At 65.4% G+C, this 11,959-nt stretch carries 12 protein-coding genes; all 12 read right to left on the bottom strand.

What is annotated here, in order from left to right; genetic code table 11:
* Window positions 1–4,295: hypothetical protein (locus tag AB0F77_RS40000; protein WP_361958716.1), on the bottom strand; the 4,295-nt coding region annotated here is incomplete at its 3' end.
* The gene (locus AB0F77_RS40005) at window positions 4,295–4,645 is read right to left on the bottom strand and encodes a hypothetical protein (RefSeq protein ID WP_358079547.1); all 351 of its coding nucleotides are present in this window, start codon (window positions 4,643–4,645) and stop codon (window positions 4,295–4,297) included. The genes AB0F77_RS40005 and AB0F77_RS40000, both read right to left, overlap by 1 nt.
* Window positions 4,646–4,701: 56 nt before the next feature.
* Window positions 4,702–5,022, bottom strand: a complete 321-nt coding sequence (locus AB0F77_RS40010; RefSeq protein ID WP_358079549.1) for a hypothetical protein — start codon at window positions 5,020–5,022, stop codon at window positions 4,702–4,704.
* Window positions 5,023–5,148: 126 nt separating this feature from the next.
* A complete protein-coding gene (locus AB0F77_RS40015) occupies window positions 5,149–5,745 on the bottom strand; it encodes a hypothetical protein (protein ID WP_358079551.1) in 597 nt (198 codons plus the stop codon).
* A 63-nt stretch (window positions 5,746–5,808) separates the two neighbouring features.
* Window positions 5,809–6,174 carry a hypothetical protein gene (locus AB0F77_RS40020; RefSeq protein WP_358079553.1) on the bottom strand — a complete coding sequence of 122 codons (366 nt, stop codon included), beginning with the start codon at window positions 6,172–6,174 and terminating at the stop codon, window positions 5,809–5,811.
* Between the two features lie 351 nt (window positions 6,175–6,525).
* A complete protein-coding gene (locus AB0F77_RS40025) occupies window positions 6,526–6,894 on the bottom strand; it encodes a hypothetical protein (protein WP_358079555.1) in 369 nt (122 codons plus the stop codon).
* Window positions 6,873–7,253: a hypothetical protein gene (locus AB0F77_RS40030; RefSeq protein ID WP_358079557.1), complete on the bottom strand. Its 381-nt coding sequence runs from the start codon at window positions 7,251–7,253 to the stop codon at window positions 6,873–6,875. The genes AB0F77_RS40025 and AB0F77_RS40030 overlap by 22 nt, the downstream gene beginning before the upstream one ends.
* Before the next feature lie 240 nt (window positions 7,254–7,493).
* Window positions 7,494–8,510: a major capsid protein gene (locus tag AB0F77_RS40035; RefSeq protein ID WP_358079559.1), complete on the bottom strand. Its 1,017-nt coding sequence runs from the start codon at window positions 8,508–8,510 to the stop codon at window positions 7,494–7,496.
* 16 nt (window positions 8,511–8,526) lie between these two features.
* Entirely contained in the window at window positions 8,527–8,913 is a 387-nt protein-coding gene (locus tag AB0F77_RS40040; protein ID WP_361958722.1) for a head decoration protein, read from the bottom strand.
* 34 nt (window positions 8,914–8,947) lie between these two features.
* Complete coding sequence (locus tag AB0F77_RS40045; protein WP_358079563.1) at window positions 8,948–9,601, bottom strand: hypothetical protein; 654 nt, start codon at window positions 9,599–9,601, stop codon at window positions 8,948–8,950.
* 41 nt (window positions 9,602–9,642) lie between these two features.
* Complete coding sequence (locus AB0F77_RS40050; RefSeq protein ID WP_358079565.1) at window positions 9,643–10,455, bottom strand: hypothetical protein; 813 nt, start codon at window positions 10,453–10,455, stop codon at window positions 9,643–9,645.
* Entirely contained in the window at window positions 10,430–11,956 is a 1,527-nt protein-coding gene (locus tag AB0F77_RS40055) for a phage portal protein (protein WP_358079567.1), read from the bottom strand. Before AB0F77_RS40055 ends, AB0F77_RS40050 begins: the two co-directional genes overlap by 26 nt.
* Window positions 11,957–11,959: the final 3 nt, after the last annotated feature.

Genomic DNA, 11,959 nt, shown 5'->3' on the forward strand with positions numbered 1-11,959 from the left:
GCGGACCACGTCGACGGAATCGTCTGTGTCAGGCCCTGCGACGGGTGACCGGCCTTCGCGTTGGAGTCCCATCGGTTGATGGCCCGCGGGTTCCATCCGCTCTCACGCGTGATCAGGGTGTTCATGCCAGCGAGCCACTGCGCCACCGTGCCGGGAGGTGGCACGTGAGCGGCTGCCATGGCTGCACGGATGATCGACGCCCGGTCGCCCGTCGGGATCGTCCCGCCGATGTCGCCTCCACCCGAGAAGGTGACGGACTCAATCAGCTTGTCCTTGAGGCCGTCGACCATCTTGTACGGGTACTTGGCGATGGTTCGGGTCATCTCGGAGGAGTCGAGATGGTTCCGGATCCGGTCCAGGACAGGCTTCATCAGCCTCCCCCAGATCTTCGACGGGTCAGCGATCAAATCGCCGGCCGTCTTCGCCCAGTCGATGCCCTTCGAGACGGCGCCGCCGATATGGCTGGTTGTCCAGTCCCACGAGTCGCTGAGGGCTCCCAGGATGCCGCCCGACGCAAGGAGCTGCGTCCCTGCGGCGTGCCACAGCGCCTGTGCTCGTCCCCGGTACTTCGGATCCGTGGGAATGACGAATTCGGGGTATGCTGGATTTCCCTCGCCGACAATTGCCGTCGGCCGGTTCGCCTTCATCGGCCGGGCAGATCCCCACCCGTCGCCAATGGTTCCGCCGGCTGCGAGAAGCTTTGGAGCCTTCGGAAGCGGGTCGACACCAACGTACTTTGCTACCTTGTCCCAGGTAGCCTTGATCCCGTTTGTGTAAACCCACTTGATCATGAAGTTCACGGGACCCTTGGTGGCGTCGATCAGGTCGCCCCATTGCTTTTTGATCGCGTCCTTCGCGTCCCGGAATCCGTCAACCAGGACGTCTACGCCGTCCTTCATTCGGTCGAAGGCTGGCTTCAGTCCCTTTTTCCAGAGCCAGGAGGCGGCGTCGGCTATCGCGTCGACGGCGGGCTGAACGCCCCAGTCGTACAGCCATTTGAACTTTTTGCCGACCCATTCGACGGCGTCCCAGATGTCCCCTAGGGCGGGCTTTAGGGCCTTATCCCACATCCATTTGATCTTGTCGGCGATCCACTCGGCAAATGGCTTTATGATCTTTTCATAGAGCCATTTAAATTTATCTCCGACGTACCCCAGGAAAGGCTTTACCGCGTTCTTCCAAAGCCACTCAAAAATCAACCCTAGGGCCTGGATCGCGATTATGATTGGCGCTATGACTGCCGTCAGGATGATTGCCGCTGCTATTCGCGCTGCCAGCGATATTCCGTCCCACGCAGGCTTGAAGACCTTCTGCCACAGCCACACCATGACGTCGCCTACGCCTGTGATGATCAGAACCAGCGCATCGAACATCGGCTTGAGGACGAAGTTCCAGGCAGCCAGGGAGACGGTCTTGATGACCTCCCAGACGACCTTTACGACGTCCCGGAACCACTCGAAGTGGTCCCACGCGTATTTGACGGCGACGGCAAGGGCCAGAAGCCCCAGGATCACCAAACCGACGGGGCTCAATGCGAACGCCAGATTGAGCAGACGGGTAGCAATCCAGAGACCGTAGATCAGCTGAATTGCCCAGGGTGCATTCTTTGCCACCCACCCGATGATGTCCGCAGCGGTCCCGAGTAGTTCCAGGATTACGTCAGTGAAAGGCTCCAGGGCCTTCGCGACGTCGAGGAATCCTCCGCCTATCTTCCCCAGGGTCTCGGCGACCACCGGGCCATGCTGGTGGACATAGTCAAGGAATTTCTCAAAGCCGGGACTGCCCTTCAGGCCGGTAGCCCAATTGGAGAACCGACCCGTTATGCGCTCCATCGTCTCGGCTATTCCTGGCATGTGCGGGAGGAAGGCGTCGATAATGCCGGCCATCCCCTTGAAGACGTTACCGAAAGCGACGCCTAGGCCGATGATGGCCGGCTTCGCGCTCTTTTCGATATCGTCCTTGAAGCCCCGCCAGAACGGCGTCTTCAGATCCGCACTCGCCCGGTCCATCAGGTCGCCGATTGCGTCGGCAGCAGTGATGACTAGCGGTGAGAGTCCAGGAAGGGCATTCTTCGCCCCGTCCACGCCTCGCGTGAATAGCGGGAGGACTTCCGGCTGAAGCTCCTCGGACCACGACTTGAAAGCCGGGATGAGTCCGTTCGGGCCGGCCAGGGAGTCATAAAGCGCTCGCTGATCGGGCGTCAGCTTCGCTAGTGCTTGACGGTAGGCATCGGCCTTCGTCGCAGCGGAGGAAGTGGCGGATGCGGACGACAGCCGGGCAGACTCGACTCCCCGCTCCGCGGACTGAATAGACTCCGCGGCCTGGACCTGCGTGTCCGCAGCGTTCTGGACTGCGTCTGCAAGGCTCCGTTGGGCGTCGGCGACGGTCTGAGCCGCATCGATCTCGGCTTGGGCTGCGTCCCTGTGGGCCTGCGCTACGGCCTGTGTCTGGTCTCGTACGTTCTGCTGAGCGTCGGCTAGCTGCTCAGCAGCGTGCTGTACGTCCGCGTTCCCGTCGACACCGGCCTTCTTCGCGGCAGCAGCGTCCTTCTGTAGCTGCGTGTATGACTTGCGCTGCTCGCTCTGAGCCTGGACCGCCTGATCGTAGGAGAGCTGCGCCCGCTGGAGGTCCAGGTCAGATGCCTGACCGACGGAGTTCGCCACACGGACCCGGTTCAGCTCCTCCTCCGCCTCCTGCACGCGGAGGACAGCGTCACGCTGATCGAGTGCCCCGTCACGGACCTTGTCGTTCAGATCATCGAGCTGACGGGCGGCGTCCTTCCGGGCCTGCGTGAGGTCCGTCTGTGCCCGCTGCGCCTGGCGCTGCGCGTCCACGAGGGAGCGCTCCGCGCGGGCCACGTTCTCCGCTGCCTGCCGGCGCTGGTCTGCCGCACGCTGCGCTGCCTGAGCGACGGCACGCTCTGCGTCCGACACCTGCCGGTTGGCCTGTGCGATGGATCGGGCCGCATTGCGGTGAGCCGACGTCAGGGCCTGCTGTGCGGACGCCATCTGAAGGGCGTTCTGTGCCGCCTTCGTCGCGGCTGCCGCCCCGCTCGACGTTGAGGCAGCAGCCTCCTTGTCCGCGGCCGACTTCGCCTGAATGGCGGCAGTGACTCCCTTGATAGCCGGGATCGCTGCCAGGGCGAGAGCGCCCGTGGCTGCGCCGGCTGCCACGGCTGCGGACGCGATGGCACCGATGCCAGCCGCAGCGATGGGGACTAGCGGCAGTGCCGCCACGGCCCCCAGGGAGACGGCGAGTTGGAAGAGTGCCGCCTGCGCCTGCGCCGTGTTCGCGTGGACCCGGATGCGTACGTCGTCGCGGTCCAGGTCGTTAACCTGGTGCTGTACGGCTGCAAGCTGAGCCTCCGCGGCTGCTGCGTCGGCTCGCACATCCACCGTCGGCGTACGGCCGCGGAGCCGGTCGATAGCAAGGTTCAGGTTGATCAACGCTGCGCGGGCACGGCCAGTGTCCACGTCGACCGTGGCCCGTTGGGCGGACAGCTCACGTAGCCGGAGCTGGATCTCCCGGACCTTCGCTATCGCGTCCTCAGCCGAGATGTCCACGCCGACCTTGGCGTCTCGGAGAGCGGTGAGGCGTGCCCGCAGCACAGCAATGTCCCGCTGTGCCGGTGAGGTGTCGGCGGTGATGTTGATGTTCGGGAGGGACGCCTCTGCCTCACGGACAGCGGCCCGAATACGGGCACCGAGTGCGCCATCCGTCTCAATGCGGATCCGGGCCGGGTCGGCTGTAGCGGCGTCGACCTCCTCCCGGAAGGCCCTGAGCGCCGCACGAGCGGCGGCAGTGTCCGCACGGACGGCGACGTTGGGGTGTGCCGCCCCGAGGCGTCGGAGCTGTTCCTCCAGCCGCTCGACTTCCGCCCGAGCGGCTTCGGCTCCAACGTCGATGCCGATGCGCTTGTTGGAGAGCTGCTCCAGCTTCGCCCGGATGCGGGCTAGTTCGGCGTCAACGCCCGTGTCGGACAGCTTGACGTCGAGCTTCGGCATGGAGCGGAATGCCTGCTCCAGCTTGGCGCGCAGCGACCGGGCGAAGGCGCCGCCAGTGTTGTTGCCCTGCCGGGTGGCAGCTACCGCAGCAGCCCGTCCGCCCTGGTTGACTGCGTCAGGCAGCGAGATGACGACGTGACGCGAGATGGCGTCACCCATCCGTCGTCCCGCGTCCTCACCCACCCGGTCGGCCGCGGGGAGGACGACGGTTTTGAGCTTCGCGTGGAAGTTGGGTGCGATCGGAACGACATCGACTGCCGCTGTCCCGACAATGTCCAGGTCGCCGGCCATCACGCCTCCTTCGGCTGTTGTCTCAGCCGCGGATCAAGGGCGCGGCGCTGCTCGTCCGTCAGTTGCTTGCGCTTCGTGACGGACTTCGGGGGTATTCCGGGTCGTGGCGTGGGTGTGAAGTCGCCCGGCTTACCGCCGTTTGCGATGGACGTGATGTGGACGAGCTTCGTCACCTCGTCCTTCAGTGCCGCAAGGAGGATCTCTACGTGGCTCCACGGCCCCAGGTCAGGACGGGCGTCCTCGCTGGCCTTCTCCATCACTTCAGCCGGAGTGGCGTTGCGGAGGATCGTCTTCGTCGCGCTCTCCGTCGGCAGGTGCTCAATCAGCACCCGCAGCCGGCGAATCGACATCAGCCCTCGGTGGACGTCGAGGACGTCGGCGGAGAAGTATCGAAGCAGGTCAGCCTCTACCGCTTCCGCGTGCGCGTCGAGGACGCTGCACGTCCACTGCGCTTTCCCACCGGCTCACCGGCAGCCTCCGCGGCTTCGGCGACGAAGTTGTTGATCTCGGTGAAGGTAGCGTCGGCGTCGATGAAGGTATCCAGGTCGTCTGGGTGCAGGACACCCGCGGCCCAGGTGTCGAAGTCGGACTGACGCAGGGCTCGCATGTACGACGGGCGCCACTCGCCGACCGTCTTCACTCGGAGCTCCTGGTCGGCGAGCGTCGCCGTGGCGTACTCCTCGGTCGCCTCGGTCTCCTGCGACTCAGCGGGGGTGTTCTCAGACATGCGCGGGTCTCACTCTCGGGGTTGTGTGGCTCTGGGGTTCTGCGCGGGTCATCCGTCAGTCGTTTGACGGGGGTTCTGAAGCAGGGCCCGGACCCGCGCAGATACGGGCCCTGCTAGTCATTGGCGTCAGCCTTCCGACGGGAAGAAGCCGCTGACGTCCACGTCGCCGTAGTCGACGGACCGGGACACGGCCTTCGCCGTCGAGCCCTTGTAGAAGCGGAACGTCATCTGGACGGGCATTTCCGCGGTCGTCTGTGGCTGCTCGTCGCCACGCTCCACGACCTTGCCGTTGGGCATGTACAGCCGCATCCGCTTGTCGCCGTCCATCGTGTCGAAGATGAAGGCGTACCGCAGGTCAGACGGCTTGTCGGGCATGTCGTAGGTCGCGATGCCCGACACTGCGTCAGGCTTCAGGGACAGGACCGGGACGTTGTCGTACAGGGAGCGGACGAGCGGGTTAAGAGCCTCCTGAAAGGTCACCTGGAGGCTCTTGGTGCTCTTGGTCATCAGGGTCCGGATCGGCTCCAGAGAGCCAGCCGCCTCGACGTCCTTGCTCTCTTCCTCGATCTTGAAGAGGCCGCCTTCGGTCGTCACCCACCCGAGGTTCTGCCACGCAGTGGCCGGGTCGGTGAAGCCAGTCGGGGCCACCGTGTTGACCGGCGCCAGGTAGACGAGATAGTCAGTTGCGCCGAAAGTCAGATCCGCATTGCGGGTATCCGCCATGAGCCCTCCAGGGCATGCGAGAGACCCGCGTCGCATCGACGTCGGGTCAGGAGTGTCAGTTGTTTACGCGGCCCGGAAGCTCACGGTGTAGGAGGCACCACGCCGGTAGATGGCATCGTTCGCCCACGGCTGCCGGGACGGACCGGAGTCACACCGCACGTCACGGATGACGGCGCCGTTCACCGGGCCGCGAAGGAAGAGGAGTGCGTCCCGTAGGGAGTTCGACAGGGTCCGCGCCTCGTCGGCCATGGCAGCGAAGACATCGACGAACACCCTGGGATGCTCCGTAAAACGTTCGTCGATCCCCCCTCCCCGCTCAATGCGGATGAAGGGAAGATGGTTCTCCAGATCCGACGGGGTCTCTGCGCCGGCCATGACGCCGAACGTCGCCTCTGCCCATGGGTTCAGAACGGCCTCGATGTCAGGCACGGTGCCTCGCCTTCAGGTCGTCCATGCTCTTTGAGAGCACCGCATACCGTGGCGTTGCGCCGTTCCCGTACTCGACGTGTCGGGCCTCAGGAGAGGTGTTGATCAGTCGGGCCCCCGCACGAAGCCGGGGCTGCCCTCGGAAGGGGATGTTCTTGACGATCGGGACGACGTCGAAGGACGCCTTGTACCGTCCGGGGTGGGGATCCGTCCTGGGGTCTCCGACTGGTGACCTGGCTACCGCAATCTCCATCATGTCCACAGCCGCGTTCCGGCACGCCCGTTGGACACCGGGGCGCATGAAGAGGCGCCCGATTCCGGAGTACCGGCCCGTGTACTTCGATCGGTACGACATCAGCCGGTCACCCGCTTCACGGCCACTTCCACCCGCGCAAGTGACGTCAGGCGGAACTCCATGACCTCCCCGATGACCTCCCACCGTTCGTCCCCGCGGAGGATCCGGTCCTTGGGGCGGACGTCGGTGAACAGAGGAGCACCGAAAACCCTTCTAGTCTCGACGACGTTGGACGCCTCGCTCGTCTCGGAGGAGCTGCCGACCGTGACGCCGTACGGGGAGTAGATCCCGCAGCCCTCTACGGTGATGTGTTCCGGAGGGCCGTCGACCACGGATCCGGTGGAATCCCTCGTAGACGTCGGCCGCTCGATGACGAGCGTCTCGGACATGAGACTCGCGCGCAGGCTCACAGCGACCTCCAGACCCACCCCTGGACCGTGCAGTCCTCCGGTGCGATGTTCAGGGACGAGGCGCCTGCCGACAGACCCACGGCCCGCCGTAGCCGGCGTCGTTCGTCAGCCGACATGGACTGCCCGATCTGCGACGCGAAGTAGCTGATCAGCATGCCTCCCGCCTGCTCTGAGCTGACGCCAGAGGAGTTCGTCAGGACACGGGAAGCCATGGCCAGCGCCACAGACGCAATGCCCGGCTGTGGCGGGTCCGAGATCCGATCCCCCACCTCACCGCGGATGGTGTCGACGGTCATCAGGTCGATGACTTCGAACTCGGCATCGCTGAAGGCTCGCCCCGTCAGTGCTTCGAGCTGCGTCTTACTGAGCAGATCCACTGCCAGCCGCCTTCCGTCGAGGCGCAGCGCGCTTCGTGGCGGGCTTCGCCGGCACGGGCTTGGGCTCCGTCAGTCGTTTGACGGTGGGGGCCTCCGCCCATGCCTTCGGGTTCGTGATGAGAGCCTGAGCCCACTCGGGGACCTCGTCCGCGGGGCCGAACACGTGGGCCGTGCCCTTGTCGTCCCTCACGTGGACGGGAGTTGCCAGGGTTGCCATGCGTGAATGCCTCGCGTTTCAGGTCAGAGAACGTCAGCCTGGAAGGTCAGGTCAGGAGCAGCGACAACGGGGAGCGCGATGGCCGTAGCGCGGGTCCACAGAGTCTGAGGGTCCTCCGACTTGTAGCCACCGACGGCGATACCGGCAGCCTCGCCACCGAGGCCGTAGCGCGGGTCGTCCGCCTCGACAGGGACGCCCCACAGGGTCTGCCCCACGGCGTCACCGAACTCCGGCAGGAAGAGGATCTTGTCCTCCGGAGTGATCCGCGTCGCCACACCGGCCACGGAGACCTGAGCGTCGTAGATGACGACGGGCGGGATGTCGTAGTCGCCGAGGACCGAGTTCAGCGCGTCACGCGTCAGGACGGTGGGCGGGTTCTGCGTGTTGGCAAGCTTCGTCAGACCCACGTTGCGCCGCAGGAAGTTGTAGATCTTCCGGGACATCAGGGTGTACGACGGCAGACGGCCGTTAGTGGTGTTGTAGGTGTCCAGCCACGAGGACAGGTCACCGTACGCGTCCGCCGTCGCGGTCGTGCTCCACGGGGTGGACGCCGTCACACTGTGGCTCGCGCTCCGGCCGAAGTCGACAGCAGCCTGAACACCCTCTTCGTTCAGGTTCACGCCGGCGGTGAACAGAGCCTCACCACGGGCGAGTTCCATGCGGGCTTCGATCGCACGGGCCTGACGAACACCGTCGTCGAGCATCGCGTCGCGGATCTCCGCGTTCTGCGTGTCGACGTTCCTGCGCCGGATGCGCTCGTACTCACCCATCGCGATCTTGCGCGAGATGGGCGGCAGTTCGCCGCTCACACGCGCGCCTCCGGGCCGGGTACCCACGGCGGACGACGCGTCGTAGGCGCGGAAGGTCGCAGCCTCCGTCAGACCGCCTCCGCCCCGCGTGAAGCGGTAGGACAGGTCGTTGACCGTGTTGTTCGGGAGCCACTGGTCCAGGCTGAACGCGTTCTCCGGGCGGTCGGCAAGGGCCGCTCGCGCGTACCCCGTGAGTTCCGCGGGAGTCGCGAACTCGTCAATGAGCTGCATAGTTGTCCGTTACCTCTCAGACGAAGATGACGCGGGAGCCGAGGTCGGTCTTCCCTGCGGCGTCGACGACGACGGGAAGCTTCGACTCCTTCACCGCGCAGTGGACGAGCATCGAGCCGACCGCGGACGAGAGCGTTGCGCCCCGTCGCGTCACGACCTCGACGCCCGTGAAGAGAAAGCCGACGAGGGTCTGACGGCCGTCGGAAGCCGCGTCGTCGTAGGGGCCGTACTTGCCGCCCGTGGTGATCTTGCCGAGCGGGATGCCCGACTTGATGTAGCCGTCCGGGTAGTGAGTGCCGGCGGTGAACTTGGAGACGTCGAGCGTCACGCTGAGCGCGATGTCCGTCCCGTGGGCTCCCTGGAGCCAGTCACGCTTGTCCTGAGAGAAGCTCTCAGTGATCATGCCGAGGTTCATGGGTCCTCCGTTGAGGGGTTGGTCAGTTCTTCGCGTGACGCTGGCGGTACAGGTCCGCGCCTGCGGTCACGGTCTTCGCTCCGCTGCCGACGTCAGACCCGCGGTTGCCGCCGGAGCGCTGCTGTGTGCCGGCGCCGTTGCCCTGGCCGTTGCCGGAGCCGGTCTGGCCGATCTCCGCGAGGTAGGCGTCCGCGTCCGCCTCCAGCTCCTCCTTCGTGGAGCCGCTGAGGCGGTTCGCCTGTGCGATGGTGAGCCCCTTCTCCAGGGCGACCTTCAGGCGCGTGTTCTCGTCGGTGAGCGTGCCGACGGTGGACGTCGCGGTGTCCCGCTCCTGCGTCAGCGACTGACGCTCCTGGTCCGCACGCTGTGCGTCAGTGAGGTTCTGGTCTTCGATCGCCTTCAGCGCCGTGTCCCGGTCACGGAGGCGCGTCAGCTCCTCCGCCGTGGGGGCTGCCTTAGCGGCCGTCTCCCACTTCTTCGAGTGGTGCTGCCAGTAAGCCGCCTGGTGCTCCGCGGACATGTCGCGCCACGGGGTGTTGTCCGGGTAGCCATGTTCGTTGACGACCGGAGCGCCACCCCCACCACCTGGGTTATTGGGGTCGGTCTCGAAGAGAGTCCAGGGCTCCTGAGCCAGGGTGAGCAGGGCGTTGCGGCGTGCGAGAGTGCGTCGATGCATGCGGAATTCCCCTGTCGGGATTCGTCGGCCCATGACGGGCGTCAGGTCTGGTTGATGTCGTCGGGACCGGTGAAGTTCTGATCCCGGAAGGTGAGGATGGGGCCCATTTCCCCGTGCTCACGCGTGAAGAGGAGTTTTCGGTAGTCGACGGCGCGTCCTCCACGGTCCGAGGTGCCTACGGCCGCCTGAACGGCGTCGTGGACCTGGGTGAGGAACTCCTCGTCGATGATCTGCCCGGGGTCGTAGTCGGCTGTGACCGTCTTGACCAGGCAGTCACATCCGGGGTGGATCGGAGCCAGGTTGCGCTTGTGGTACCGCTGCGTCGAAGCGATCATGCAGAGCGCGCAGTCGTATTCGCCCTGGAGGACTCGAACTGTGTACTCGAATCGAGGCATGTCGTCGGCCACTTCGCGCACCGTGTGCGTCCGGGCAAGCTGGAGATCCGTCTTGACGAGCGTCTCCAGCCGATGTGTCCCGCGGCTTACCGCGTCGTCAAGGGAGACGTCCTTCGACAGAGCCGTGTAGATTTCCGTGAAAGGTCGCTCGTAGACCTCCGCCGGGTCGACGCCGCGGAGGGACTTGCCCGTGACGGCGTCGAGATCGAGACTCACCCGTCGGGCGCCGCCGTCCACATTCTTGTGGAGCTGCTCCAGGTACGAGGCCGTGAGCGCTGCTACCTGCCGTTCGCCGGCCAGGATGGTGGGAAGTGTCTTGCGCTGAAAGGTCTGGGCGTCAGTGTCACGCCAGGAGTCGAGATCCGACCAAGACCGTCCGACGCTGCCCAGGACGCTGGCCCACACGCTTCGGATGGCCGTACCGTACTGCCGGTCAAGCCGCGTTAGCGCCTGTGCCACCGTCCCCCCTCTTGATCACAGTCCGCTGGTCACGGGCCGCACGAGCGTCGGCAAGTGACGTCGGCTGCGGCGCGTTCGGGTCGCCGGCGGGCTGAGCGTTGATTGCATCCGCCGCACGGTCGATCTCCATGCGGGCAATCTGCGTCGGCGTGTACTGCATGTCCTCCATGCGCTGACGCCACGGGACACCTGCCGTCGACTTCTTCACGGCAGCGTCGGCAAGTTCGGCGACCGATCGGGACTCCGGGTCACGCCAGATGGTCTCTGCTGTGTACGCGTTGGCGCGCGGCGCGTCGTTGAGGACCCGGAAGGCGAGCCGCATCGTCTGTTCCCACGATTCGCCGAAGTTGCGCTGACGGTCGCGGACCTTCGAGACGAGGCCCGTCTCCGCGGCCTTCAGTGCGTCGCCGCTGACGTTGACAACGGCACCGATCAAGTAGTGAGGTGGCGTGCGGCTGATGGCTGCGAGATCCTGTACGGCCGACTCGACAGCTGCGACGTACGGGCGCAGATCCGTGGCCTGGAACTCCCCGAACTTCACTTCGGGGTCTTCGGTCGTCCAAAGCTGCCGGATGTCAAGCTTGAACGGCTGGATCTTCTGCCCCGTGAGGGGATCCTCGTCGACCTCTAGTCCCGCGGCCCACCTCTGCCGGAAGGCACCGTACTTCATCGCAGCTATCAGGTTGATCAGCGACAGCGTGATGCGGTTCTGGACCGTCAGCACGTCCTCGTGCTCCGCGAACCCCGAGAGCCGGCGGTTACGCCGGTTGGTGAAGGGGACGAGGGGCACAATCTCCAGGTCGTTCGGACGCTGACCGTCTCCCTGATTCGGCAGCGCGAAGGCGTCCCATCCGCGGAGCTGCGCCGTGTGGCCGGAAAACGACGGGGCACCGGACTTCGTCACGAAGTCGTAGATCGTCTCTGGAGTCCAGAGGGTGGCACGCGTGTTACCGGTCCAGTCGTCCCGCCACATCTTCAGACCTGCGGCAAGCTTCCGCCGGCTGCCCTGCACGTGCTCCACGGCCACTTGCCCTGGTGTCTCGTGCGTGATGATCGGTCGTCCGTCGTCGCCTCGTTCCACCAGCGTGAAGCCGCGTCGCTGTGACAGGGCTCCGTAGTGGACGAGGTCCGCGTCCGCGTCAAGGCTGTTCTCCTGCCAGATGCGGTTGGCGTCCTTGTCGGACGTCTTCGCGCCGTCGCTGTCGTCGTCCGGCTCCCCGAAGCGGAAGCCGTCAACATGCATGCGCTCCGTAGGGGACTCGATGACGAGCGAGGTCCAGTTGGTTCGCGCGTCCTTCATCCACTCCGCGACTTCCTTCGGATCCAAGCCGGGGACACGAGGAAGCGGTGCCTTGTTCTCTGCGTACTTTCGAAGTGTTTTGAGGCCAGGCTCCCTCTCACCGTCGGCGCCAACGTGGTCGTCGCGCTCGTCGATGAGCTTCTTACCGAGACGCTGAAGCCACCACCCGGGAGACTCCACCTTCGAGGCGTCGACAGGCATTCA

Origin of the sequence: Streptomyces sp. NPDC026672 (assembly GCF_040638185.1) — a bacterium.
Lineage (GTDB): Bacteria > Actinomycetota > Actinomycetes > Streptomycetales > Streptomycetaceae > Streptomyces.

Excerpts from the sequence above, each read along its gene's own strand:
- AB0F77_RS40040 (WP_361958722.1), bottom strand. The coding sequence starts at position 8,913 with ATGATCACTGAGAGCTTCTCTCAGGACAAGCGTGACTGGCTCCAGGGA.
- AB0F77_RS40035 (WP_358079559.1), bottom strand. The coding sequence starts at position 8,510 with ATGCAGCTCATTGACGAGTTCGCGACTCCCGCGGAACTCACGGGGTAC.
- AB0F77_RS40015 (WP_358079551.1), bottom strand. The coding sequence starts at position 5,745 with ATGGCGGATACCCGCAATGCGGATCTGACTTTCGGCGCAACTGACTAT.
- AB0F77_RS40005 (WP_358079547.1), bottom strand. The coding sequence starts at position 4,645 with ATGTCGATTCGCCGGCTGCGGGTGCTGATTGAGCACCTGCCGACGGAG.
- AB0F77_RS40055 (WP_358079567.1), bottom strand. The coding sequence starts at position 11,956 with ATGCCTGTCGACGCCTCGAAGGTGGAGTCTCCCGGGTGGTGGCTTCAG.
- AB0F77_RS40045 (WP_358079563.1), bottom strand. The coding sequence starts at position 9,601 with ATGCATCGACGCACTCTCGCACGCCGCAACGCCCTGCTCACCCTGGCT.
- AB0F77_RS40010 (WP_358079549.1), bottom strand. The coding sequence starts at position 5,022 with ATGTCTGAGAACACCCCCGCTGAGTCGCAGGAGACCGAGGCGACCGAG.